At 41.8% G+C, this 26,220-nt stretch carries 22 protein-coding genes and 1 pseudogene; 13 read left to right on the forward strand and 10 right to left on the reverse strand.

The features are described from left to right. Positions 1-9 precede the first annotated feature (9 nt). Positions 10-465: a PPC domain-containing DNA-binding protein gene (locus tag MSTHT_RS02780; RefSeq protein WP_048166467.1), complete on the forward strand. Its 456-nt coding sequence runs from the start codon at positions 10-12 to the stop codon at positions 463-465. 97 nt (positions 466-562) lie between these two features. Here the strand turns inward: MSTHT_RS02780 and MSTHT_RS02785 are convergent, their stop codons facing one another. Then, the gene (locus MSTHT_RS02785) at positions 563-952 is read right to left on the reverse strand and encodes a transcriptional regulator (protein WP_048166468.1); all 390 of its coding nucleotides are present in this window, start codon (positions 950-952) and stop codon (positions 563-565) included. A gap of 580 nt (positions 953-1,532) precedes the next feature. On the opposite strand from MSTHT_RS02785, the gene eno reads away from it, so the two are divergent. Together eno and MSTHT_RS02795 are read left to right on the forward strand one after the other, a co-directional pair. After that, complete coding sequence (eno, locus tag MSTHT_RS02790) at positions 1,533-2,819, forward strand: phosphopyruvate hydratase (protein ID WP_048166469.1); 1,287 nt, start codon at positions 1,533-1,535, stop codon at positions 2,817-2,819. A gap of 651 nt (positions 2,820-3,470) precedes the next feature. Beyond that, on the forward strand, positions 3,471-4,640 hold the full coding sequence (locus MSTHT_RS02795) for an ABC transporter permease (protein ID WP_048166470.1): 1,170 nt from the start codon (positions 3,471-3,473) through the stop codon (positions 4,638-4,640). A gap of 119 nt (positions 4,641-4,759) precedes the next feature. Here the strand turns inward: MSTHT_RS02795 and MSTHT_RS02800 are convergent, their stop codons facing one another. Both MSTHT_RS02800 and MSTHT_RS14950 read right to left on the reverse strand, forming a co-directional pair. Continuing rightward, positions 4,760-5,449 (reverse strand): sulfite exporter TauE/SafE family protein, encoded by a 690-nt coding sequence (locus MSTHT_RS02800; protein WP_231588162.1) that lies wholly within the window; start codon positions 5,447-5,449, stop codon positions 4,760-4,762. After that, on the reverse strand, positions 5,431-5,592 hold the full coding sequence (locus MSTHT_RS14950) for a sulfite exporter TauE/SafE family protein (protein ID WP_231588163.1): 162 nt from the start codon (positions 5,590-5,592) through the stop codon (positions 5,431-5,433). The genes MSTHT_RS02800 and MSTHT_RS14950 overlap by 19 nt, the downstream gene beginning before the upstream one ends. 492 nt (positions 5,593-6,084) lie before the next feature. Here MSTHT_RS14950 and MSTHT_RS02805 point away from each other — a divergent pair, with 492 nt between their 5' ends. From MSTHT_RS02805 to MSTHT_RS02815, 3 genes are all read left to right on the forward strand, one after another. Continuing rightward, on the forward strand, positions 6,085-6,729 hold the full coding sequence (locus MSTHT_RS02805; protein ID WP_048166471.1) for a hypothetical protein: 645 nt from the start codon (positions 6,085-6,087) through the stop codon (positions 6,727-6,729). A gap of 537 nt (positions 6,730-7,266) precedes the next feature. Further along, positions 7,267-8,601 (forward strand): APC family permease, encoded by a 1,335-nt coding sequence (locus MSTHT_RS02810; RefSeq protein WP_048166472.1) that lies wholly within the window; start codon positions 7,267-7,269, stop codon positions 8,599-8,601. A gap of 334 nt (positions 8,602-8,935) precedes the next feature. Continuing rightward, positions 8,936-9,754 carry a hypothetical protein gene (locus MSTHT_RS02815; RefSeq protein ID WP_048166473.1) on the forward strand — a complete coding sequence of 273 codons (819 nt, stop codon included), beginning with the start codon at positions 8,936-8,938 and terminating at the stop codon, positions 9,752-9,754. An 88-nt stretch (positions 9,755-9,842) separates the two neighbouring features. Here MSTHT_RS02815 and MSTHT_RS02820 read toward each other — a convergent pair whose 3' ends face one another. After that, positions 9,843-10,301, reverse strand: coding sequence for a pyridoxamine 5'-phosphate oxidase family protein (locus MSTHT_RS02820; protein ID WP_048168332.1), 459 nt, complete (start codon positions 10,299-10,301; stop codon positions 9,843-9,845). A gap of 245 nt (positions 10,302-10,546) precedes the next feature. Here MSTHT_RS02820 and MSTHT_RS02825 point away from each other — a divergent pair, with 245 nt between their 5' ends. The 5 genes from MSTHT_RS02825 to MSTHT_RS02845 all read left to right on the forward strand — a co-directional run bounded on the left by MSTHT_RS02825 (position 10,547) and on the right by MSTHT_RS02845 (position 15,741). Continuing rightward, positions 10,547-11,263: a CDGSH iron-sulfur domain-containing protein gene (locus MSTHT_RS02825; protein ID WP_231588164.1), complete on the forward strand. Its 717-nt coding sequence runs from the start codon at positions 10,547-10,549 to the stop codon at positions 11,261-11,263. A gap of 140 nt (positions 11,264-11,403) precedes the next feature. Then, complete coding sequence (locus MSTHT_RS02830; protein WP_048166475.1) at positions 11,404-11,832, forward strand: hypothetical protein; 429 nt, start codon at positions 11,404-11,406, stop codon at positions 11,830-11,832. Positions 11,833-11,975: 143 nt separating this feature from the next. Further along, on the forward strand, positions 11,976-13,301 hold the full coding sequence (locus MSTHT_RS02835) for an MFS transporter (protein ID WP_048166476.1): 1,326 nt from the start codon (positions 11,976-11,978) through the stop codon (positions 13,299-13,301). A gap of 514 nt (positions 13,302-13,815) precedes the next feature. Next, positions 13,816-14,289 (forward strand): MarR family winged helix-turn-helix transcriptional regulator, encoded by a 474-nt coding sequence (locus tag MSTHT_RS02840; RefSeq protein WP_048166477.1) that lies wholly within the window; start codon positions 13,816-13,818, stop codon positions 14,287-14,289. A 45-nt stretch (positions 14,290-14,334) separates the two neighbouring features. Beyond that, complete coding sequence (locus tag MSTHT_RS02845; protein ID WP_048166478.1) at positions 14,335-15,741, forward strand: MATE family efflux transporter; 1,407 nt, start codon at positions 14,335-14,337, stop codon at positions 15,739-15,741. 146 nt (positions 15,742-15,887) lie between these two features. Here the strand turns inward: MSTHT_RS02845 and MSTHT_RS02850 are convergent, their stop codons facing one another. Further along, entirely contained in the window at positions 15,888-17,573 is a 1,686-nt protein-coding gene (locus MSTHT_RS02850; RefSeq protein ID WP_048166479.1) for a vWA domain-containing protein, read from the reverse strand. A 46-nt stretch (positions 17,574-17,619) separates the two neighbouring features. Beyond that, positions 17,620-19,134 carry an AAA family ATPase gene (locus tag MSTHT_RS02855; RefSeq protein WP_082086735.1) on the reverse strand — a complete coding sequence of 505 codons (1,515 nt, stop codon included), beginning with the start codon at positions 19,132-19,134 and terminating at the stop codon, positions 17,620-17,622. Positions 19,135-19,715: 581 nt separating this feature from the next. On the opposite strand from MSTHT_RS02855, the pseudogene MSTHT_RS13930 reads away from it, so the two are divergent. After that, a pseudogene (locus MSTHT_RS13930) lies at positions 19,716-19,856 on the forward strand (ATP-binding cassette domain-containing protein); the annotation flags it as partial. A 40-nt stretch (positions 19,857-19,896) separates the two neighbouring features. Further along, a complete protein-coding gene (locus MSTHT_RS02860) occupies positions 19,897-21,081 on the forward strand; it encodes a hypothetical protein (protein WP_231588165.1) in 1,185 nt (394 codons plus the stop codon). Between the two features lie 1,101 nt (positions 21,082-22,182). On the opposite strand, the gene MSTHT_RS02870 is transcribed toward MSTHT_RS02860, so the two are convergent. The 4 genes from MSTHT_RS02870 to MSTHT_RS02885 form a co-directional block, all read right to left on the reverse strand. Continuing rightward, positions 22,183-23,034 carry a methanogenesis marker 8 protein gene (locus tag MSTHT_RS02870; protein WP_048166483.1) on the reverse strand — a complete coding sequence of 284 codons (852 nt, stop codon included), beginning with the start codon at positions 23,032-23,034 and terminating at the stop codon, positions 22,183-22,185. Positions 23,035-23,377: 343 nt separating this feature from the next. Further along, a complete protein-coding gene (locus tag MSTHT_RS02875) occupies positions 23,378-23,617 on the reverse strand; it encodes an MTH865 family protein (protein WP_048166484.1) in 240 nt (79 codons plus the stop codon). A 554-nt stretch (positions 23,618-24,171) separates the two neighbouring features. Further along, positions 24,172-25,029 carry a winged helix-turn-helix domain-containing protein gene (locus MSTHT_RS02880; RefSeq protein ID WP_048166485.1) on the reverse strand — a complete coding sequence of 286 codons (858 nt, stop codon included), beginning with the start codon at positions 25,027-25,029 and terminating at the stop codon, positions 24,172-24,174. 297 nt (positions 25,030-25,326) lie between these two features. Beyond that, positions 25,327-26,175, reverse strand: a complete 849-nt coding sequence (locus MSTHT_RS02885) for a methanogenesis marker 8 protein (protein WP_048166486.1) — start codon at positions 26,173-26,175, stop codon at positions 25,327-25,329. Positions 26,176-26,220: the final 45 nt, after the last annotated feature.

Genomic DNA, 26,220 nt, shown 5'->3' on the forward strand with positions numbered 1-26,220 from the left:
GGAGATAAAATGGAATATGCAAAAGGAAGAATAGGCAGGGTGTTTACTGTCAGGATAGATCATGGGGATGACCTGATTCTGGAGCTGATTAAACTTGCTGAACTGGAGAACATAGAATCTGCTGTCTTTATGCTACTGGGAGCATTAAAAGAAGCAAAACTTGTTACGGGTCCAAAAGAAAATAAAATCCCTCCTGAGCCTTTATGGTTCAGTTTCGGTGACGCCCACGAGATCCTGGGAATAGGAGATATTTTTTTAAAGGATGGAAAACCGAAGATCCATCTGCATACATGTGCAGGTAGAGGAGATAACGCAAAACTTGGGTGCTTGAGAGGTGAGAGCGAAGTTTTTATGGTAGTTGAGGCTTTCGTTTTCGAGCTGGAGGGCATTTCTGCCAGAAGAGTTGCAGATGAAGAGCAAGGTTTTGCTCCTGTGAATTTTGGGCGGGTCTCAGACCAGGAATAACACTCAGATAAAACAGGCGTTATTATCAGTGCCCGAAAATCTGGTTACAAAAAGAATTAAAAAATAGGCATGCAAAAGATCCGGTATTTTCTCAAGCTCAATTTTGCATCAATGTCTCCAGTTCACGAAGCCTTTTGAGTGCAGTTAATTTTTCTTTGTTGTCTTTTAAAAATTCTTCCTCAAGGGCTTTTATTATTTCAGTGAAGGGTACTGTTAACTGATAGTACTTTACAGGTCTGCCTTTTCCTTTGTTCTTTTTTTCAGACCTTTCGTTCACCCAGCCTCTCTCTCGCAGGGGACGCATGGCTACACTTACTTCCGGTTGTCTCAGCCCTGAGACATGTTCAATATGAAGGGATCTTAACTCCTTGCAGTCTTTCAGACATACGAGCGCCGTGGCTTCCGTCCTCGGAAGTCCCAGGCTCTGGAGCATATCAATGATTGAATAATCTTTTTCGGTTAAATTAACTGGAGAATCGTCAGTCATCAGAAATGAATAATACTTTCATGTTTATATATTTTATGTAGATAAAATTATTTTTTTAAATAAATTGGGCATTGTTAAAGAGTAAAATAATAATCAAACCCGATTAAAAACTTCCTTTGATAAGTTTCAATATAAAAACTTATATTTATAAATCTTCGAGAAAAAAATAAGTTTTGCAATCATGACCAAAGCCTCTAAAGCTGGTGTTCACAGGAAATGAAGATTCGTAAAATCCGGAATACCTGAATTAAGGGTTGCCAAATAAGAGGATCTCCTGCAAACACTTGAGTAGAACATTCCTAAATAAATTTTCAAAGATTTATTAGGTTACGGTATCAGATGCTTGAGGCAGCAATATCTCTGGGACTGGGAATTCAATACATATTCTTTATATGTTAATCAGGGTATCGTATGAGAAAATAACGTAAAACTTAATTAAAATTATCTGCGTTAACCGGATAAAGAATTAAATACAATTCAAACATGCAACGTTTAATTTGAGGTTAAGCTTCAAATTAGGTTAAGCTTCAAATAACAGAATATATGTATAGATAGATCAGAGATTAAAAAGGGTGAAATGATGTCATATATCGGTCTACAGCAGGATTCTGGAGAATATAAGATCCAAAAGATACATGCTCGGGAGATCCTGGATTCAAGGGGAAATCCCACAGTTGAAGTTGATGTGTTTACACCGAAGGGATTTGGCAGAGCCAGTGTTCCTTCAGGGGCTTCTACTGGTACAAATGAGGCTCTTGAGCTGCGGGATGAAGATCCTAACAGGTACGGAGGAAAAGGAGTTCTCACTGCAGTAAAGAATGTGAATACTATCATCCAGAAGGAACTGCTGGGGCTCGATGTCCGAAATCAGCGAGAAATCGATGAGCTGATGATCGAGCTCGACGAGACCGATAATAAATCAAACCTCGGGGCAAATGCAATCCTTGGAGTATCCATGGCTGTTGCAAAAGCCGCTGCCGATTCTCTCAATATTCCTCTCTACCGTTATTTCGGAGGCTCAAACGCCTTCACTCTGCCCGTGCCGACAATGAACGTCCTTAACGGGGGCAAGCACGCAGGCAATGAGCTTGCAATTCAGGAATTCATGATTCAGCCCAAAGGTGCTGAAACCTTTTATGAAGCTATCCAGATGGGGGCAGAAATCTATCATGTGCTCGGAAAACTGCTGGAAAGGAAATATGGCAGATCTTCCACCAATGTAGGCTATGAAGGAGGATATGCTCCCAAAATGAGTGAGTCGGTCGAAGCCCTTGATGCCCTTGTCCAGGCTATTGAGGAGGCTGGCTACACCGATACCGAGGTTACTATAGGGATTGATGCTGCAGCTTCCGAATTTTACGAAGACGAACTCTACACTATTGACGGAAAAAAGCTCACTGCTCCTGAACTGATGGATTATTATATTGAACTTGTGAATACCTATCCAATCCTCTCAATTGAAGATCCTTTCTATGAGGAAGCCTTTGATGATTTCGAAGCTCTGACCAACGAGCTCTGGGACACGATTATTGTTGGTGACGACCTTTTTGTTACAAACATTGAAAGGCTTTCAAAAGGCGTTGATATGGGAGCAGGAAATGCTCTTCTTTTAAAGATCAACCAGATCGGAACACTTTCCGAGGCTTTTGATGCCGCAAGCATGGCTTCCAGGAACGGCTATACCGTAATAGTAAGCCACCGCTCTGCCGAAACCGAAGACACCACAATTTCGGACCTCTCAGTCGCTATTGGCGCAGAAATGATTAAGACCGGCGCCCCAGCCCGCGGAGAGAGGACTGCAAAATACAACCAGCTTCTCAGAATCGAGGAAGACCTGGGCGAAGTTGCACATTATGTGCAGCTCTAATTTTTCAATTTCCTATTTTAATTTCTATTAATCTCTATTTTAATTTCCATTTTAATTTTCCATATTAATTTCCTATTTAAATCTTTTTTTAACTTTATTTTTCTGAATTTTCTCTTTTTATGCTTCTTAGATTTATTACAACACTGTGCATTCTCCTAAATAGTCCTTTGAGTTTATTTCCTGAAAGTACTGGAAACTAATTTATAATTAGCTTCACAAGAATAATTACAGGAATAATATCAGAAACCTGAAATCTTTGAAAAATCTCAAGCCAGAGCCGAATCTAAATAAGATCCGAATCCACATAAAGTCGAATCTAAATAAAAGTCGAATCCAAACAGAATTCGAATCTAAATAAAAGCCGAATCTAAGTAAGAGGAATCTAAGTAAGAGCCAGGAAAATAAAATATATTTACTAATATTTTGAGATTATGAAGGCTTCATTTTTCTGTAAATTGTAAAAATAGTCGCTCACTGAAACTGGCTTGAGAACTTCTTGTACATACAGAATCATTCATATGGAGTTTATCAGATAGAGTCCATCCAGAATAGGGATTCATACTGATGATCTACAGATAGGATTCATACTGTGATGGATCTACAAGATAGGGATTCATACTTTGATGAGTCTACAAGATAGGAGTTTATGACATGTACGAACTGGAAATTGCCTTGAGGCAGGTTTTCTCCAGAAGAAGGCAAACTTTCTTTGCCATACTGGCAGTTGCCCTTGCAGTAGCTGTCATTACGGTAATGATGGCTATGCTCACTGGTTTTCAGGCGGAGCTTGTACAGTCAAGCATTGAGAATAATCCGCATATTGTCATAACTCCTCAAAATGAGGAAGAAGAGTATATTCATCTTTACAAGTATAATTCAGCCCGGTTTGCGGAAATGAAAGGAGTCATAGCGGTATCTCCCAAGTATCTAGGTCAGGCAGCCCTGGAATACAGGGACAATGCCGAAGGAATTTCGCTTCAGGGGATTGACCCTGAGGCTGAAGATAGGGTTATGCGAGTAAGCGAGGATGTAATAGAAGGAAATTTCCTATCGCTTGCCCATACAAGAAATGGGATTGTGCTTGGAGACAAACTTGCAGAAAATCTTGAAGTCCAGACCGGAGATCGTGTGAATGCGGTTTTTCCAGGTGTGGAAACTACTTCTTTTAAGGTGCTGGGTCTTATTCATACCGGAACTGGTGCAGATGAGGTAACAGCCTATGCAAGGCTCGATTCAGTGCAGCATTTTTTTAATAAACCGGGCGTTGTGAGCACGATAGGCATCAGGGTTGCAGATCCATACCAGGCTGAGGCTATTGCAGCCTCAATTGAAAGGGAATCCGGGTTTGATGCTGTCAGTTGGCTTGAAGCAAATGCTGAAATCCTGAATCTTCTGAATACCCAGAAGATCTTTGTAAACATATTCTATTTATTGATTTATGGAATAGCAGGTTTTGGGATAGCAAATACCCTGATTACAATTGTTGCCCAGAGAACCCCAGAAATCGGAATCCTGAAAGCCATGGGAGCTTCTCAGAAGAGCATAATGACAATCTTCCTTTTCCAGTCCTTGATTCTCGGAGCAATAGGGCTTTTGTTCGGCATTGTTCTTGGCTACATTACAACTATAGCGCTCCAGAACTACGAAATCGAGGTTCCGCAGGAAATGTATTTCGGGCTCCAAACTTTGCCTCTTGAAGTCGAGCCCCTTAATTTTTTATATGCGGCTATCTTCGCTTTCATAATCAATATAATTTCAGGAATCTACCCTGCTCGGAAAGCTGCAAAACTCGATCCTGTAGAAGCTATTGAGAGCGCTTGATGTAATACCGTTATCAAAAATGCTTTCTCAGAAATCTTACACCAAAATTCTTACCTGATATATTGCCCAAAAAACGTTATCCCAAAAATCTTACAGAGAATCTTTCCGGCAGCTAAATTTCAAATAATTCCTATCATTTTCAGCCCTACATAGATCATGAGAAGCACAAACAAATGCTTCAAGTGTTCCGGGTTTACCACATGGGCAATATCCGCCCCCTTTCTTGCTCCAAAAAATCCTGGGATTACAAGCAAAATCCAGTCAATGAGATTGATATATCCAAGAGAATACGGAGGAAGCCCAGGCTGACCTATACCATTGATTATATATCCTATCGACCCTCCAAAAGAGGTAAACATTATTACTGCAGACGAAGTTCCTACAGCTTTTCGCATATCAAAATGCAGAAAAATAAGCATGATCGGAATTGCAATTACTCCTCCGCCGATCCCAAGTAGCCCTGAGAAAAAGCCTATGGAAACTCCGGCAAGAATATAAAGCATTTGATTAGAGCTTATTTCACCATTTTCTCGAACTGCAGGCGTCACATAGATTTTGAGCGCTCCTATTATGACCACGATTCCAAAAATTGTGCTCAAGGTTAAAGCTGATAACCTGGAAGCTACAGCCGCTCCCCCAAAACTGGTAATCGAACCTACAATTCCCATAAGCGTTGCCTGTTTCCACTGGACTGCGTGCTTCTCATGATATTTTAAAGCAACGCTTATGGAGTTCAACAGGATTACAAAAAGGCTTGTGCCGAGAGCTATCCGTATAGCTATATCAGGCTCTAGCCCGGTTTCCTGCAAAAGCCAGTCTGGACAGGAGTCATAATAAAGCCCCCTCCTACACCAAGCAAGCCCGAAATAACGCCTGTAAACGCACCTGTGAGAATTAAAATTCCAAGATAAAGAGGATCTGCAGGAGTCATTTCAATCCAGTGTTTTTCCATTTCGGTTTCCGAATTCAGGAACAGCCAGATTTAAGAAGAGGTTTCTGGCTGCTCTCTAAAAGGGGTTGCAAGTTTATTTAAGTTAACAGGCTCATATAGATGAAATAAAGTGCTGTTGCTCATATTCAAATAAAAATAGCTGGAATTGGCAGAGAGGTTGTACCTGAAAGGATAAATCATAGGTTAAGAGGATAACTGTTTTTCTTAAATAGTTTCCCTACGGGGACGGTCTTACTTTATTACCTGTCTAATTTCCCAGTGTTTAAAATCAGATAGTTTATTTAAAACTGTTTTATTGTTAAAACAAACTATTTCAGTCAAACCCTGCCGTCTGTCTGAATAATCATTCTGTCTGGATAACCATTATTTTACAACGAATTACTCGATTTACAATGAACAGGATTATAAACTGCCCACCACGTAGGTTTATGAATTATCCGCAACAAACAGATTTATAAATTGATTATCGTAATGGGTCTAAGAGGCGTTTTTATGATTAGAATGAAATTACACGGCACATACAATATCTATTATGCTATTCTCGGCATGCGGAACCCCATGAACTCCTGGCATCTTATGGACAGCAGTGAGCCTGATGAGGCAGGGAACTGCAAGCTCGGAGAAAAGGATCTGAACCTGGCTCAGCGCCTGACCCTTGCAGGGACCGAACACAGTAAGTTTTTAAGGTTCATCACGGTCTGTTTTGATATCACAGCCCCACTCTACTGGTGGAAAGAGTTTGATACCTACAAGTTCGCAGAAAAGAACTCCACTTCAACAATGCACAAGCTGACCAGCAAGGAGCTTGCTCCCCACGATTTTTCCTATGATATGCTGACCGATTACAGGGAAGCCCAGATCCGGCACCTGAATGACCTTATTAAAGCCTACAACTCCCGCGAAGGCGACAGCGAAGAGGATAACGCATACCGGAAAGCAGTTTTCAGGGAACTTGTCCAGGACCTGCCGAGTGCATACAACCAGAAAAGAACAGTTATAACGAATTACGCTGAACTCCGCAATATTTACTTCCAGCGCCGCTATCACAAGCTTGACGAGTGGAGGGATTTCTGCAACTGGATTAAAGAGACGCTGCCGTATGCAGAAGAGCTCATCTGCCTGGAAAAGAAAGAATAAAATCGAAATATCTTTTCAGTAGTCCCGGCTGGAAAGAATTGATCTTAGAAACCTTGCTGGGAATGGATTAATAGAACTCCAGGCTCTCACCGGTCATACCCATGACCGGCTTTTCCCTAAAATTTTAATAAAAATAATACTCAGTTGCCTTTATCAGCTTTATATTGCAGGTTTTTGAAGCTTAAATAGCGATCTAATCGGATTAATAGATTTTATTAGCTTAATTTGATGTTTCAATGGGTTTTCTGAGTTCTTATTATACTCATTATTGCTTTTTTGCATTCTCTGGGTGTATTTTATTGAGGATAGATGGATAAAAAACTAAAGGCTTATATATTTAGGATGCTTGCTACTGTCCTGTATATCATTGTAAATCGGAACTTTACTTCATGTTTTTCTCGTGTGTACTCTTATTTAGTTATTCTCTTTTACTGAGAAGCGGAGTATGAACGTATATAATGAAGCAGGAATAGTCTGAAAGCCTCTTTGCGAATAAATAAATATATCGAACATTTTACAGATAGTTTAAGAGATAAAATGACAGAGCTTGAAAAAACAATTTCCTTCAGTCGGGGTATGGGACTTGCAGTCTGCATGCTTATAGGGACAGGCATTCTGGCATTGCCAGGACTGGCGCTTGATGCAGGCACGGTACATGAAGCAATCCTGGGCTGGTTCCTTATAGCCATTGCAGCAGTCCCTCTTATTGCGATCTGTTCCCGCCTTGGCTTGAGATTTCCTTCAACAGCCGGGCTTGCAGGATATGCTGAAGAGGCTGTGGGACCCTGGGGAGGATATGCAGTTTCCTATCTTGTAGGGGGCTCATTCTTTTTCGGGCTTCCTGCGGTTGCCCTTATAGGCAGCGAGTATATGGGGCAGCTTTTCCAACTATCCGGAGCAGAAACAGCGCTTTTTGCAATCCTGCTTGTAACCCTGATGTTTCTTTCCAACCTGGCGGGAATGAAGGTTATTTCCATGATCAATTATGCGGCTCTGGCTGTTCTCTTCCTGCTTATCAGCCTGCTCATTGCCTTTAACCTTGATTTTCTGGGCTCGGGGTTCGCAATTGCCAGCGAGGCTGCTAACAGTGGAGGGAAAATAGACCTGAATAACATCTGGAAAGTTGCAGCCCTGCTTTTCTGGGCTTTTCTGGGCTGGGAAAACCTTTCTTTCTCGTTGGGAGAGATAAAAGATCCTGAGAAAAATGTTCCGCGCCTATACTGGCTGAGTTTTGTTCTTGTGACCTCTATTTACCTTATGCTTGCCCTTATCAGCGCGGGAGCCAGTGCTTCAGGCACAACCCTTGAGGGTGCAGCCGGGCTATCCAGCCTTGTATTTTTTACGCCCGGAGGAGATCTGCTTATCTGGCTCATGATAGTGGTTATTGCAGCCAATGCCTGTTCCTGGAATTTTACTGCAAGCCGCCTGCTCTATTCAGGGGGCAGGACAGGCATCTTCCCTGAGATGTTTGGAAAACTTTCAGCAGGGAATATTCCTGTAGCCAGTCTGGTTGGGCTGTATATTCTTTCAATCATCCTGATTTGCGGAAGCTATCTCCTCAAAATTCCCGTATCAGCCATGATGTTGCTCGTAAACCAGAACTTTGTTTTCCTCTACGCCTTCATTATAATCGCTTACTGGAAAACCGAAACAGGCTGGAGGAAATGGATCTTTTCAGTTCTTTCACTCATGTCCCTGAGTTTTTTAATCTCAGGATTTACCTGGAAGGTTGCATATCCAATCTTTCTGATTGGCTCTGGTTATTTCAGGTTTCTCAGGAGTATGGATAAGGCTCCTGTATCCAGAGTCCCTGTGCAGGGAATCCCTGCATCAGGAAGTTCTGAATCCAAAAATCCCGTATCAGGAAAATAAAATGCTTTGTAAATAGAAAATAAAATGTTTTGTAAATAGAGAAAATGGTTATTGGCTGTGGATCCCTTTATGATCATTCATACGCCCCTAACGCAAGGACAAAGACTTCGAGAACAACCTCCTGAATTTTGAAGAAGAGGTATTACTTCTTCAGACTGTCCTCTCAGGTTTTCAACACTTTTTTCTTCTCAATCCGCTTGAATTTATATGCGGCAGGCACGAAGACTATATTTTCTTCAACAGCCTTGTAATAAGAGATTGGGCTCCAGAATCTTATTCCGTGTCAATTTGAGCCTGAGTACTTATGAAAATTCATAAACAAAAGGAATTAAAAATGGATGACGTACTCCTCACGATTTTTCGGGTAAGCATGCTCGAGACTTTCTACGTTACAGGCTCTCTTATTCTTGCAGGCATAATACTCGGTCTTATTGAGAATCGTGCCAACTTCTACGTCCAGAGAACCTTTGGCAGGAAAGGAATTCTGGTTACAGCCTGGATAGGCACCCCCATCCATGAACTCGGACACCTGCTGATGTGCTACATTTTCAGGCATAAAATAAACAAATTCAAGCTTTTCGACCGTAAAGCAAAAGATGGAGTCCTTGGATACGTTAACCACAGCTGGAATTCAAAAAGTCTTTACCAGAATATAGGAAACTTTTTCATAGGCATGGGTCCGGTCTTCAGCGGGACTGCAGCCCTTATTTTCGGGATGCACCTGCTCCTGCCAGACTCCTTTGCCAGGGTTGCCGGCTATCTTTCCCTTGAACCTGCCCAGCCTGACCAGTATATGTTGACAAAAATCTTCACCCTTACTGCTGACCTCTTTGGAAGCATTTTCTCGGCAGAAAACCTTATTTCTCTCAATTTCTGGATCTACTTCGCCCTGGCAATCTGCATCTCTTCCCATATAGCCCTGAGCTGGGAAGATCTTAAAGGGGCAGGCAGGGGTCTGATTACGATCTTCACCTTTATTTTGCTGGTAAATCTGGTTGCCCTCTTTCTCAATGCTGATTTTTCCTGGCTTTTTGCGGATATTCTGGCTTTGAATGTATATCTTGTGGCTTTTTCAATGATTTCGATTATTTTCTCATTGATCAGGCTGGTTTTGAGTGCTTTTGCGTATTATCTGGGTTACAGATTTTCCTGATATGGAATAGTTAGAATCTCTCTAATGCGGTCAGGTAGACTGTTACCTTTCCGGCTGCATAAAAAATGCAAACTTGGTGGGAAGAAAATCAAAATCCATGCTGCTTCCCTGTCATTTCTTCGATTTCTATCTTAATCACGCACAGCCTGTTAACTTTCCATTCCACAAACTCAAAAGGTCCCTTTTTCCCGTAGTGTTCGGAAAGAACAGTAAGTCCTTCCACCTTTTCATTGTAATCTTCAACAAACTTCGCCTGTCCGTTCCCTACAACACTCCTGTAGCGGACATTGTATTTGCAAATATCCCCGGCTGTTATGATTTCAGCCTCGGCATCGGCTTCAAAAGCGACTCTGGGATTCCTGTTAAGTATTTCGATCTTCTTACCTTCGCGGGAACAGTGGAGATAAATTTTGTTATCTTTATATCCGAAAGCCATCGGGATAATATATGGCATGTCTGAATCTGATAGAGCGAGCCGAAGGAATTGTGCTTTTGAGAGAATCGCTTCGATTTGCTGCTGGTTCTGAATAAATTCTTTGTTTCCCATTGCATTCACGCTGTGGATCTGTTTCTTAATTGAATCTGTTTTCTTAATTACCTGTAGTAGAAGCTTCTTTTTTATACAAAATATGTTTGCTAACATTCAGGTTTTTTAATAGCAGTTTCCCCTTTACTTTTTCACTATAATCTTTAACGAACCTTGCCTGTCCGTTTTCAACAACGCTCCTGCAGGCGGATAGTTAAACTAAACATCCAGTACTGCATTATAAGAAGTAATGGGGGACCATGATTATGGGAGCCAATAAGAAAATTATGATTAAGATAATCAAAGATGGACCGTATCGGGTTACAGGTGGAGTGCCGCTTCTCGAACAGGCAATTGTCACAGATGACAATGGCAACACCAGAGAATTAATTGATATAAAGGAATACCCCCGGCAGAATACCTATATCTTATGCCGCTGCGGTTCATCCAATAACAAACCCTACTGTGATGGAGCCCATCGCAAAATCGGTTTTGATGGTAGCGAAACTGCCAGCAGAAGGCCTTACATGGAAAGAGCGGAAACATTCGAGAGTCCTGATCTAAAAATCACCGATGTCTACGAGCTTTGCGATCATTCCCGTTTCTGCCAGCGGTCTGGCGGAATTAGGAATCTTATACAAAAATCAGACGATCCGGAAGCCCGACAAACCGCCATAGAAGAAGCAATGATCTGCCCATCTGGACGGCTGGTTCTGTGGGACAAAAAGACAGGCAAACCCTTTGAGAAAGAATTTGAACCATCTATTGTACTGGTTCACGATAAACAAAAAGGTTGTGAAGGTCCTCTTTGGGTTCGAGGCTATATCCCCATTGAATCTGCAGATGGCAGCATGTACGAATCCCGGAATAGAGTTACCCTCTGTCGCTGTGGGAAGTCAGAGAACAAGCCCTACTGCGACGGCAGTCACTGGATGACCCGCGAGCAAAAGCTGGAGTTCAGGAAGAAGTGGGGTCTGGAATGAGTGAATTCATTGATTCATGGTGGTTATTAACTTGCGGAAGTAGTCTCGCATAACGCTCAGGCGAACATCTCGGGTTTTGCACACCACAAAACAACGGCGTTTATCTCCAAAGTAAGAAAATTGAAGGAGCGTATTTATTTATGGAACACATTACCGATGCAACTGAATCAATAGAAGACTTCTTTGCCCGCTACACCAGGTATCTTACAGAGGGAGATATTGAAGAGCTTGTGAATATTTACAACTATCCTGCACTTGCCGTAACGGCTAACGGATGTCTCTCAATCACCGAGCCACAGCAGTCCCGTGATTTTTTCAGCCAGGGGCAGGAATTTTACCGTTCTCGAGGGATCCATGGGGTTCGGGCTCGCAATATTGTCACATGCATTGAGGTTCCTGGCATCTGGATAGGGCATCTCATTCTAGAAAATCTCGATGAGTCTGGTTCTCCGGTTGGTGAGGAGCATAACGCGTATCAGGTGGTAACGCTGCAAGACGGAACTCGCCTTATCGCGGTCTCTACTCCACTGGACACCTACAATCCTGACCAGAATAGCAGCGTTAAGTAGAGAAAACAATATATTTTTTACCAAGCAAAAGTGCCGGGTTGGCTCTCGGGCAGGACGGAGCCGCATAAGATGCTATATCAAATGTTGCTATTTTGACTACTCGCAACCTCCATCATCAACGGTAGATACAGGGAATATCGCGAATGAAAACGTTTTATCGGCTTTTAGGAGTAGCTTTTATTGCTATTACCACTACTAATTTTGTGTGGTTTGCCCTGACTTACTGGGCATATCTTACGACTAAATCCGTAATCTCAACCTCTGTGATGGCTGGCGTTTATCTGGTGGCAGCAGCGCTTTCCTCCAATTGGTTTGGCTCAATAGTAGACCGCTATAAGAAAAAGCACGCCATGATAGGATCAAGCCTTGCCACACTGCTTCTTTTTACCTCGGGTTTAGTGCTTTTCTACCTGAGTACCGAAGCTGATTTCGCTACAGTGACAAGCCTCCGTTTCTGGATCTTTGTTCTTATTCTCCTTCCAGGGGTGATAGCCGGAGGCATATACAGCATCGCCATCTCTACCCTGGTAGCTTTCCTTGTTCCTGAGGATAGGCGCGATCGAGCTAATGGGCTTTTTGGCACGGTCATGGGCATCTCCTTTACCATCACATCAGTAGCCAGCGGTCTTGCCCTCGCTTTTGCCGGCATGCCTTTTGTGCTGTTTACTGCCATCATTTTCACACTTTTTTCTGCCCTGATGCTCTGGCTTATACCCGTTCCAGAAGAAACCACCTTTAATCCAGTACAGGGCAATCTGAGAAAAATGGATATTAAAGGTACGATTGAAGTGATTAAAGCCATACCAGGTCTTTTTGCCCTCATATTCTTCACTACTTTCAACAATTTTCTGGGTGGAGTGTTTGTAGCTCTTATGGATGCCTATGGTCTGAGCCTAGTGACGGTTCAGGTCTGGGGTCTGCTGTATGGCATTCTAAGCCTTGGCTTTATCCTTGGAGGCTTCTATATCACAAAAAAGGGGTTGGGAGGAAATCCCGTACGCAATTTATTTCGCATTAATATCATTCTCTGGGCAGTGTGTATTTTTTTCCCTATTCAGCCTTCTATAGTGCTTCTGGCTGCAGGAGTTCTCATTTACATGTTTTTTGTTCCCTTTGTCGAAGCCATAGAACAAACTATTTTTCAGAAAGTCGTGCCAAAGGAACGCCTGGGTCGGGTATTTGGGTTTGCGTATAGCATTGAGCTGGCCGCCTCACCACTCACTGCATTTTTCATCGGCCCGATCGCTCAGTTTGTATTTATCCCGTTCATGACCACTGGTCGAGGTGTAGAGTTAATTGGCAGCTGGTTTGGCGTGGGAGCTGGAAGAGGTATTGCACTGGTGTTCATACTCACAGGATTCATTGGACTTATTGTTACTCTCTCAGTTATGCACTTGCAGCCCTACAAGCTCCTTGCTGCCAGATATAATGAACCTGCAAACCTTGAGGATGAAGGAAAAGAGAAATAAAACCTTTATTTTGGTCAAAACCCACAAATAAGCTTATGATCAATTTTTAGTTTCTTAAGTAACTAATATATGCACCGAATATCTATAAAACTAAATTTAAATTATCCAGACTTTACGCCTATAAATCTATAAACTCTTTATATTTTTAATTACCATCTCAATATAAGATTGTTTAACTTTCTCTATTTTTAATTACCATCTCAATATAAGATTGTTTTAACCTGCGGGTGGATTATGAGACTTGATGATATCCTCGGAATCTCTATTGAATGCGATTAATGACAAATTCTGTATAAAAATAAATTCTTTGTAAAATTAAATCCATTATCTTACGCTCCAAATTTTAATATAGTAAAACAGCTTATCTAGGTTTTAATTATAGTTTCATTAGAAACTATTATATACTAAGAAACCTATCAGGGGATCAGATTAGTTTCAAGCGTAACAATTTCATAAGTTTGCTTTTTCTCAAAATAAACTTATCTAGTTCATAAATAGTTGTAAAGGATAAATTATGGAAATTTCAGGAGAGACAGACCCAAGGGAAATATTAGGTCCGATTGCCCACATCTACCGAAGTCATCTTGCATACATGGTAAAGGAGCTTGAAGCTTACGGGGTTGGAAGCGGACAATTTGAGTTTTTACTGATTCTATATCATAAAGATGGCGTCTCTCAGGAAACTCTTGCAAAAATTCTGAAAGTGAGCAAAGCAAAAAGTGCCAGAGCGATCCAGAGCTTGGAAAAGGAAGGTTATGTATACAGGCAAAGGGACGAAAGTGATCTTCGAGCTTACAGAGTTTACCTCACTGAAAAAGGAAAGGAAATGAGAGACATCATTCTTGAAAAATTAATTTCTTTTATGGATATTCTCCTTTCGGATTTTACCCTGGAAGAGAGAGAAATTTTCAGGCTGCTCCTTCATAAAGCAGCAATTAGATTTTTTGATCCCGAGTTCGAGCATCCGACTGACACGCCTATGAACTGAAGTAAAAATGAACAACATAAAGTAAAAGATTGCAGAGAAGAAAAAATGGATAAAAAAAGTGAATTTTTGGGTAAAGAAAGTATCAGAAAGCTTCTTTTTAAGCTTTCAGCTCCTATAGTTGTCGGAATGCTGGTACAGGCTTTCTATAATGTTGTGGATACCTTTTTCGTTGGAATGGCATATGGAACAGAGAGCGTCCAGGCTATAGGCGGGCTATCTATAGCTTTTCCGATTCAGATGATAGTCATAGCTTTCGGAATCGTACTCGGAACAGGGGGCTCTTCTATAATTTCACGCGCCCTTGGAGCACGCGAGTATGAGAAAGCCGAAAGAGTACTTGGAAATATTTTTTCCCTGAGCTTAATATTAAGCGTGCTTGTAGGCATTCCCTGTCTTTATTATCTTGATACGATTTTGAAGGTTTTCGGAGCAACTGCTGGAGTTCTGCCCTATGCCAGAGATTATCTTCAAATTATAATTGCAGGAGGCACTACCTTTGTCTTTGGAGTGGCTGCTCAGCATGTTGTCCGCTCTGAAGGAAATGCCCGCCTTGCAATGAATGCTATGCTGGTAGGAGGCGGTCTCAATATTTTCCTTGACCCATTTTTCATGTTTGGCTTTGGAATGGGTGTGAAGGGTGCTGCAATTGCAACTGTATTATCCCAGGTTGTAGTGTCTGTCTGGCTCCTGCTTTACTACCTTAAAGGAAAAGGAGCTGTACATTTTAGGTCAGAAACCCTGAAGCCTGATCTGAAAATTGTTAAGGAAATAGGGGCTATCGGTATCGGGTCTTTTATAATGCAGTGCTCGAATAGTATCATGATGATTTTCGTTTACAATGCACTTGCAACGCATGGGGGAGACACCGCTATTGCCGTTTTTGGTGTAATAATGAGGATAAACTCGTTCATTTTCATGTCCCTTCTGGGCATGGCTTTCGGTCTGCAACCTATTGCAGGATTTAACTATGGGGCTAAGAAATATGGAAGGATAGCCGAAGCCGTAAAATTATCTCTTGCAGTGACAACAACTATTGGGGTTCTTGGTCTGCTTTTCATTTTCTACTTCAGAGCGCAGCTTCTACAGTTGTTCAGTTCAGACCCGCATTATCTGGAGCTTGGGAAGAATGCAATGGTGATCATGCTTCTGGGTATGCCTCTAGTAGGTCTGAACATAATAACCTCAACCCTCTTCCAGGCTCTGGGAAAAGCCAGACCCGCTTTCCTTCTTTCTATTAGCCGGCAGCTCCTCTTCCTGATTCCGGCTGTTACTGTCCTTCCCAATCTCTATGGACTTAATGGAGTCTGGGCGGCTTTCCCGGTTGCGGATTTCCTGGCATTTACCCTTTCCGGATTTCTGCTTTCCAGAATATACAGATTCTTCAAAGAATACAAAGATTCCTTAAAAGCTGGTACTGGATCAGAGGTTGCAGATAAAATATCTTCAATCTGACATTTCATAAAGATGTTCAGATTAAGACAAGCTACCTCTAAAGGAGTAGATCTAGCAACATATGATAAAAGATATTCAAATCAGGACAAGCACCTCTAAGGGAATGGATCTGAAAATCGATGTAATAGGAAGGAATTCAATCCTTCTTAATTTCCAGCTTCATCGGGACAGGCAGCTTTCTGTTCCCTGTATTCTATAAGCCTTACAAAACCGCCACTGCCTTTAGAATCGGGTTCCATTTCCACAAAATAAGTATAATCCGAAATTGCGGAAAGCCCTCCTGCTCCTCTGCTGCCCACAATCAGCGAGTAAACCTTTGCATTATACTTCTTTTTTGCCTCTTCCCAGCGGGCAAGTACAAGCTCATCAGAGACTTCGGATTTGCCGTCGGTTATAAAGAGCAGGTCTGCTCCCTGAAAATCTTTCTCTTTCAAGGATTTTAAGCCCGAGGCAAGGGCGGTGTTGAAGTCCGTTCCTCCGCCAAAGGTATAGAGCAGAAAATTCAGGAATTTCTCAGACATTTTTTTCCTGCTGCTGAGTTCAATCTCAAGATGCTGGCTTGTAGAGGCAAAAAGAATAACCTTCATATCCCGTTGCTGGGAGAGCATCCGCTTTGCCATAGCCAGCACAGCAGCCTTGGCAAGAGTCTGTGGGGCTCCGTGCATAGAACCTGAGGTATCCACAAGCACTATCATAGGACCTCTGGGTTTTATATGGGGAGGACCTGTGTAATGCTTTCCGAGTAGCTGATAACTCAGGAGCTTTCCTTCAAGCATATCGGCATAGAATTTCTTTTTCAGGGTAGGGTTGAGGAGTTTTGCAGCTTCCATTGGCAGCAAGTTATCGATGGAATCAGAAAAACACACGGTCTGGATCCGGTCTTTTCCGAAAGGTGAGAGTCGTATGCGGTCCGAGGGTGGGTCGAATTCACGCTTGCCTATAAAATCCACAATTTTTCGCAGGTCAGGGCTTTTCTCAAAAAAGGTCGAATAGTTCTTAAGCATTTTAAGCTGCACGTAGAAAGGTTCTTTCTTAAGCTCTTTTACGGAATAGCTCCAGTTGCGCTGAGGAAAAAGCAGAGCAAGCGTGTCGAATAGCTCCAGGTTTTCTTCCATCTCTGACACGAATTCATTCATTCTCCGATATAATCCTTCCATTACTCTTTCCAGAAGCTCCTGGTAGCCATCCGTCTGCATGAATGCCAGGACAGCCTCGGTCAGGGCAAATTCTACAGAATTTCTCTTTTCCTGACCATTCCTGCCTGAAAACTCCACAAATAGGTTATTTCCCCATATTAGGAAGGTTTCTTTCAAGATTTCTTCGAATTGTTTCAGAAGCTTATTCATTCCGGCATCGAGTTCCTTAAGATACTCTATACCCGAAATACTGGTTGAGGAATCTGAAAAGCGTTCCATTATCTCATAAACCAGAGGCAGGAGAATTTTCAGGCTTGCAATACCGGCTCCCCGGCTTTTTTTTGCAATTTTCCGGAGTTTGGGCCAGGGTTTTGAACTTCTCAACGTTAGAAGAATTGGATAAAAAGCTCCGAAAGTCCCTATGAACCTCGCAGAGTCCTTTATCTCATAAGGCTGCCCAAAAAGAATTTCGAGAGTAAGGACCTCAGCTATCCTTTCCCGCAAAGGGCGAGGGATAGTCCGGGGAAAGGCTATCGTGCTCCTTAGATCTCTTTCCAGCACGGCAACAGTTTGATTCTGGAGAATTAGCAAATTCTGCAGGTTTTTGTTTCCTGAGACTTCATTTTCTGAGAAAGAGGAATAAGCTTCAGACGAGGCTGTCTTCGGAATATTCGAGAAGCCTCTATAGTCTTGCATTTCGAAACCTCATTTAAGTTTCCTGCTTTGAGATCATTCAATAAGTTTATCTGAGCTTAAATCGGGAGCTAATTCCCTTCATAAAACTATTGACAGTACTGCTCGAATCGGGTACGGGAATTTTTTCCATTTCTTTTTTCTCTACTTCTTTTTTCCCCGTTTCCTGTCTTCCCTCTTCTTTTACAGGCGCAGATTCAGGATGTATTTTCCTGTCCTGCAGTCCGAGCATTGACTGGCTTTTTGAAATAAGGTCATTGAGCTCGGACAGTTCGGTACTTCGAGTGTCATGCAGGAGGAGAGCTTCATTTCTATCAAGAGTAGAAAGCCAGATATTCGCCTCCATCAGGCTTTTAAGGAGTTCCCTTTCTTCTTCAAGCCTGTGCTTTACGCGTTCCACCCTATCAGCAAGGGCTCTCAGTTCTTTTTCAAAAACTTCTCTCTGAGCCTGGGTCAGTGTACTCGCTTTCCCAGCCGCTTCCTGAAGCGAATCGATTTCCCTGACAAGATTGTCATAGGGATAAATCCTTGAGGAACCTTCCGTTTTCAGAGTGTAGCTATGATTCGGGTGGGAGGTATGGTGAGTTTCAATCTCCTGTCTCAGTCGAAATTCTTCTCCGCAGCTATCACAGACAACCTTTACAGGAAGTTCATTTTTCAGGGCAATGCTTATCGCAGCCTGGAGGTCTTCAGCTTCCTGACGCAGTTTTTCTGTACTGATGCCGCCTGAGATTGCGCACTCGAAAACTGTCCTGTGGATGGTTTCCCGCTCTTCAGGCAGGTTCCAGAGCATATGCTGAAGCAGAAGCACCATTGTCCTGTCCACGGCCGGGCATCCGCTGCTGCAGGCTGCAACCTTGAGAACCTGAACAACTTTTCTCCAGCGCCGGTCCGAGATTGCGATTTCCTGAAGCTGAAGGCTTTTTCGGAGTTCGGTTATTATTATCTCAACATCAGGGTCAACAGGAAGGGTCTTTGAGCGCTCCCGAACCTCATATATCTCGGAAATCCTGAGCCTTGCAGCAGGCATGAAATCTTCAGGACTCCTGAAAAGCAGGTCTCGGAAATTCTCCTCATCCTGGATATAGGAAAGCCTATACCTGAATAAAAAGCGGTCATAAAGGGCTTCAAGACTCTCGTCCTCATCAGGAAGCTCATTGGATGCCCCGAAAACCGAAAGCAGAGGCACATCTACAAGTTCCCTCCCATTGTGGTATTTGTGCTCGTTGAGAATGGTCAGCAGGCTGTTCAGGATGGCGCTGCTGGCTTTAAAAATCTCGTCCAGTAAAGCAATATGGGCAGTTGGAAGGCAGCCATCGATTTTCCGGCGGAACTCATCTTCTTCCAAGGCTTTTAAGGAAAGCGGACCAAAAATCTCTTCAGGGGTGGAAAAGCTTGTCAGGAGATAGTTGAAGAAATTACCACCTTCGATCAACTGGCAGATACTCTTCGCAAGCTGTGTTTTTGCCGTTCCAGGGGGCCCCAGGAAGAGGAGGTTTTCCCCGGACAGCACGGCAAGGAGAGAGCCGTTGATCTCGGCTTCCCGCTCTTTAAAATATTCCATAAACGCGGATTTGATCTCAAGAAGCTTTTCTTTCAGGGGCAGACCTCCGGAAGCATGAGTGGAAAATATATTTTTTTCGGATTTTCTCTGAAGTATTTAGCCTGATTCTATTTTGATACTATTTTAAGTCTTCCAATTGGGTCAACTATTGAAAGATAAAATAACCCTAGGTGATTTACTGAAGAGGTCAAAATCCAGAGAAATCAGAAGAAGCTTGTAAAACCTGAAGAAATCTGGAGATTCTGTTTTTCTTAGCTTAGCTCAATACCATCTGCTTATAAGGTTGAGAGAAACAGGTTCAGGCAGTGGGGAGGGTTCTTTTTCTTAGATTGGCTCACTACCCTATATATAAGGAGATGATTTAAGGAGTTGATTTAAATATTTTTAAAAAGTTAATTTAGCTCATAGAATATAATTTGAATGACGGATAAAGAGTTTAATCAAATAAAACATAATAAATATATTTATAGAAAACTTATTAACATATTATTGAAAGTCTTAATTTTGGATTCCATGCTGGATATTAAAAATATAGATTACGCTGGCTGCATAAATTCCAGACTTTTGCAGGAGTTCTGAACATGATCGAGGTAAAGAATCTTTCTAAGTTTTATGGAAGTACAAAAGCAGTGGATAATGTTTCACTTTCTGTAAGGAGAGGTGAGCTCTTTGGCCTCCTGGGTCCAAATGGCTCAGGAAAAACCACGATGATTAAGATGCTTACAGGCCAGATAAAACCAACGTCTGGTTCTCTCAGGGTTCATGGTAGGAGCTTTCGGGCTTATGGGCAGGGAGTTTATGAATCGGCGTTTCGGGCAGGCAAGCCTTATCGCATACTCTTCAAGGACGCTTCCGGTTTCCGAGAGACTTATTTTTGCAAATTTCCTAGTAAAAGACGTAGTGTATTACTTTATCTTCTACATACTGCCTTTCATTGCGGGTTTTGCGTTTGCTGCAGCTTTTGTCCCGTCTGAAGGTTTCCATTCTTCTGTTACCCTTCTCATCCTCCTTCTTACACTCTCACTTTCCTTTATGATCGGGCTCTCGCTGGTATTTTTCCTATCTACGATTTATGCACATTCTGGAAAGCTGTTGATTTCGGGCTTACTGGCTATTCCCATTTTCTTGCTCTTTATTTCAGGAAATCTGGATTCCAGTAGTTTTTACAGTTTACCAAGCCTTTCTTTTTTCCTGTTTCCTTCAAAAAACCAGCTTCTGCTTTCTTCCGTGCTTATAATTGTGTCTTCGGTTTTATCCCTGCTTTTCCTGAAGGTAGACTTTCCCCAGGCTGAAAAAAGCTTTCCAAACTCATTTTCTAAGCTTTGCGGGGAGTTTGGTTCTTACAGGTATGCAGTTTTTATTGCAAAGGATCTCCTTGACCTGAAAAAGAGTGAAGGAGGGCTCGGAAAGTTAATATTTTCCTTCCTGATTCCTGCGATTCTTCTCTGGATGCTCCTTTCAGCCCTGGGAACAGTTCTCCCGGCATTGAATACTTTAATCCTGTTTTCCCTTGTCCTGGGAGTGCTTTCTTCCTCAATGTATTACTGGCTTACAGAATACGATATCTTTGCCTCGTATGCTTTCCTTCCCCTGAAGGTTTCGGACATTATAAGGAGCAAACTTAACAGCTACCTTTTCCTGAATCTGGTTCCGCTTCTACTGCTTGTCCCTCTTACCTTCACAAAAGACCCTGATGTTTTGCTGCCAGCCCTGCTGCTTTTCATCTCTGTTTCCCTTTATATGGTTTCAATACTTGTTTACCTGACAGGTCTTTCCCCTTCCCTAAACCTCTACAACGGCAGGACTTTTGCACTTTATACGCTGTCTGTAATGCCACTTTTGATAGTGAATATTATCCTGTCGATGTTTGGTTCCCTTTATGTGCTTGTAAACCTCCTGCTTCTGCTTCTTGCCTTCTACCTGCTCAGGAAAAGTTTCAGGAAATAGGATGGGATTGAAAGCCCGCATTTCTGACTATTCCTGCTGGTTGAATAGAGATCAATTATTGCACAGCGCAGGGGCAAAGAATAAAACTTGCTGCGAATAAAAGCCCATCGAAAAAAATTATAATCGATATGTAACCTTTATTCAACCTTTATGAATCTGATTTTTTGACATCGAATATTCTGAGGCTCTTTTGATACCTGTTTTCGTAATAGTTTTCTCTTACAATTATTTAGTAAATTGGTGATAACTATTATTAATAGTAATATTAAGATTTTCAATAAATTATCAGTAATTTTATGATAATTTTAATAAATATTATTTAACAGTATAGTTATCAATTATTTTTTAATAGTAAAATTATAATTATTATTTAATAATAGAGTTATTAATTATTATTAACAGTTCTTTTAACAAATGTTTTTAATAATTGGCTGTGATATTGACTTTTTGAGAGCTTTTTTGAGATAAGTTGTGTAGACTTGAAGTGTTAAGGCTGGAAATTGACGGATTTAATTAGAGATCAAAAGTTGTTGAAAAATGTGAAGTGAGTTAAGAATTAATGCGTTTATTCTTTTATAGGAATATCAGATAAACAAATTTTTGGACAGGAAACTTATTTATAACTTCAAGACAGTATAATCAGATACTTATAGAAAATATCGGAACAGAGGTGTTTCTATATAGCAAAATGTTCTACAACAGCCGATAGTTCAAAGGCTGGGGCTGCCGGTGGGAAGCCGCAGGCAAAAGCCCGAGCTGAGAAGCCGGCAAAGAAGGATGCCAAAGCATCAAAAAAAGGAAAAAAAGGAAAGTAATTGATGTAAGTCAATTCCCCAAGCAGTAGCTTATCACCAGCCGATATCCGAAAAATACATGGAGCACAACTGGAAAATACATGGAGCACAACCGGAAAATACATGGAGCACAACCGGAAAATACATGGAACACAGCCGGAGAATACATGGAGCACACCGAAGATATGGAGTAATAAATATTAACGCCTTTTATGTAGTACAAATTTTAAAAAATACTATGTGAAAGGTGGTAAAATAGATAAGCTACTGCCTGAACTACTTCCTTCAAACTCGAATTTTAAGTTATTTATATCAGATTTTTGGGCTGTTTATGTGAGGGCAGCACAGGCAGCTTAATAGTGTTTATAAGGATTGGGCTTTGAATATCCTTTGCCCTTTCAATCACAAGTCCTTTTCCTTTCTGGGTGAGGGCAAAAAGCGGAATTGCAGCCGCAACCTGCACAAGAGGTTTTGCTAATTCCCGAATATATTTTGAAGCACAGCTGATTACAATATCCGAATTTTCCAGAATACCCTCAGCTTCTTCTTTGCTAACTCCTGTAACATGTACCGCAATTATTATAAGGTCAAGCCCGAGTTCGTTTTCAAGCTTTCGCAACTCTTTGGCGGTTTCCGCAAAAGCCACGGTTACTGCAATCTTTCGGTACCCGAGTTCGGCAGCTTTCTTTGCTCCTCTAACAGGGTCAATAGCCGCAGTTGAAGGATCGAGTACGGTTCCGCCAAATTTCTGGATTCCCTCGATTACACCGCCGATTGGCTCAGTTTCTATAAGGCCAGACATCCTGCCTCCTATGCCCTGGACAAGTGCAGGGTTGCTGGCAATGACAGTGCCTGCTCCGTCACAGGCAGTTACGGTCGTATCAAGAAAACCACGCCTGAGACAGGACATCATGATTTCCGATGCCCCGAAAGCCACATAGGTATCAAGCTCAAGGAGTTTTCGCCCTGGGGTAAACATTCCTACATCGCGAATCCGGGACTCGATGCTCTTTTTAACATCTTCCCTGGTGATATTCTGGACTCCTCTCAGCTTGGCAAAAAGAGGACACCACTCGATTTCCGGCTCCCCTACTTCTACAACCCTGCCGTCTTTTACGACCACTCTTGCTTTTCCCAGCAATTCCATTACATGAGGCATATAATACACTCTATTATAATATACTCTATTATAATCACTCTATTAATTTTTCATTCTGGCGATGACAATTCCATCACAATACATTTTGTTAATAAATCTGCTAAACATAAGAAATGCTGTGCTATTAAGTATGAGAAATAAAGTTGGATACAGATAATGCCATGAGGTTTACCTGTTCTTTCCTCTAAGGTATTCATTTATGCAATATCTGATATGTTAACATGGATAAGGAGCAGAATGATAGATGCAGGCGATAAAGCCGTTAAAACAAATGATAAAATTGAGATAATCAGGTGAGGATGACGAAACTGAAATAATGAAGCTGAAATAAAAAATACAGGATTTATATCCCTGCTCTATCTACTATTGTGTCTGCAACCTCTTTTGCATTCTTGAACGGAAAATCCTCTGCAGTCAGCAGTTTACCTGCTTCTCCGGCAGTAACTTCAAGGTCTCCTGCTTTGCATGTAGTGTCTGCACCCGCTGGAAAGGCAGCAAGCAATTCTTCAGGTGTGTTTATGGGAAACTTTGCATCTTTAAGCCCTGCAACAATCTGTCTGTGAATCTCATCTCTTACAGTCATTGTTTATCCCTCTGTTCTCTTGTTCTTTTGCTTTTCTTTGCTTTTCTTTTCCTTATTTTCTTTTATTTTTTCTTTGTTTTCCTTTTTTTCCTTATTTTACTATTTTTCTGTTATTTTGGCTCCTTTTTGCTTTTTTCGTTTTTCATTCTCCTCGTTTTTCGTTCCTCGTTTTTCTCTTTCCTTGTTTTTCGTCTTCCTTCTCGTACTCGTCCACAGTTACTTTTCTGCTTCTTTAAAGTTAGATATTAGCGAGGAAAATGGAATAAATCTTCTACAATCTAATATTATCAGGTTATTGATATATACTTAATCGGCATTTGAGTGTAGTTACTACACTCTAGTGTATTGCAGCATTCCTTTGTAATCAGACTGGAACAGGACTGGATTTCTGTAATAAGAGGAATGAGTTTGATGGGAGGAGCTTGATATGAAAAAAGACAGAGAGAATTTATTGAGAAACAGTAAAAAGTTTCGACTATCCCGAAAATAGTAGCAGAAATTCAGCAATTTTGCAGTTAATGATTAAAATAATAATTTCGACCTGGAAAGAGAAATCAAATCGGGCTCTTTTCCCCGGCTCTGGAGAGTAACTCTGCGGGCTTCTGCACCTGGGATGTTTGAAGTGAAGCATAGATCTCGTTTAAGCCTTGCAGGATTTTGAAACCTTTTTCAGTAATCATATAATCTCCTCTTTCGTGCTGTTGCATTATCAGTCCGCTAGCGATGAGTCTCTGGAGATGGAAAAGCAGGTTTCCTCCTCTAAGGCCTGTCAGCTCGGAAAAAGCCGAAAAACTTTTCGTTTCAAATGCAATGGCTTTAAGCATCTCAAGACGCTGCGGGTTTGAGACCGGCTCAAGGATTTCGCTCATAACAGCGCAGGTCTTAAGGGCTGCAATGCTGGGTTTCTGCTCCTGATTTTCTGCATAAATTTTCATGGAGCGCATTAAATTGACTTGTTTTACCAGCAGGCTTGAGACTTCGGAAAAGCATTTTTCACATTTACTGTAAGGGGCTCCGCATCTCAATTCTTCAAGTTGTTTTTTACTGTTTGAGATCAAATTGTCCTCGACATTACTTCGTTTTATCAGTTCTGCATTCTGCCTCAGGACAGCTGTAAATGCCTGGGTGCAGCTTTCCTTTTGAGGGCACTTCTTTATCATGTTCCATTCAAGCCCGGTGTCGATATCTTCATAAAGGTGATTGAGAAGCGCATTTGAGTAGTTTTCTCTCAGGCTCTCGAAGGCAGCTTCAAAACGCAGCCTGTTGGTATATTGCATAACTTTCTTAATGTCATTATGCATCTCGGAAAGTTTTTCCTTTATAGCCTGCACTTCCACCATTTCCTGGGTCTCAGAGATCGCCTGGCTCTCAGGTTGTTTTTCCTTCTTACGTCCGCTGTTTCTATTATTCATAATTTTTATGTATTCGCTTCTATTATTAAAGTTTCTGCTACAACTTTTAAGGTCATTCGAATATACAGGTCGCGCAGGCTGAAGGTGCAGTCCAGAAACTTGACTAAAGTGCCTTCCCAAGAAAAGAATGAGGTAAAAAGGGAAAGGGAAAATAAAAAGGGAAACAAAAAGGAAAAAACAAAATTAATAGAAGAATAAACTAAAGAGAAAAAATAAAAAACACAGAATAATAAAAACAAAGAGTAACAAAAACAAAGAATAATAAAACAAAGAATAAAAAGAAAGTATAATTCGTTTTTACTTCAACTCTCTTGGCTGCTTGTTTTCAGGCAGCACCGGCAGAGGCATGGTATTTATCAGAATCGGGCTTTTGATATCCTTTGCCCTTTCGACTACAAGTTCCTTTCCTTTCTGGGTAAGGGCGAAAAGCGGGACCGCAGTTCCCACCTGAGCGAGCGGTTTTACAATGTCCCTAACCCACTTTGAGGCGCAACTGGTTGTGATATCAGCGTTTTCAACAAGAATCCTGGCTTCTTCTTCGTTAAAACCTGTGATATGCACACCAATTATTATAAGGTCAAGCCCGAGTTCGGATTCAAGCTCTCGCAACTCTTTTGCGGTTTCTGCGAAAGCCACGGTTACTGCGATTTTTTTGTATCCCAGTTCAGCTGCCTTTTTCACGCCTGCAACCGGATCTATTTTCGCAGTCGAGGGGTCAAGCACAATCCCGCCGCGCTCTGTAATCCCATTGATTATTCCGTCAATCGGCTCGGTTTCGACAAGCCCTGACATCCTGCCTCCCATGCCCTGAACAAGGGTGGGGTTATTGGAAATTACTGTTCCTGCACCTTCGCAGGCGGTCACGGTTGTATCAAGCAGACCCCTGCTCAGCCCTGTCATCATGACTTCCGACGCCCCGAACCCTACAAAGTCTTCAAGTTCAAGCCTGCGTTTATCCGTGAACATCCCGAAATCGGCTATCCTGAATTCCATATTTTTCCTTACTTCTTCCGGGGTTATCTTCTGGATTCCGCGTATCTTGGCAAAGAGAGGGCACCAATCGATTTCAGGCTCCCCGACTTCAATAACCTTCCCATCTTCTACGACTACTCTTGTTTTTCCAAGCAATTCTATTATATGAGGCATGGCTACTCCTTCATATTAGCAAAATAACATTATTAAGGAACTGAG

Source organism: Methanosarcina thermophila TM-1 (assembly GCF_000969885.1).
Lineage (GTDB): Archaea > Halobacteriota > Methanosarcinia > Methanosarcinales > Methanosarcinaceae > Methanosarcina > Methanosarcina thermophila.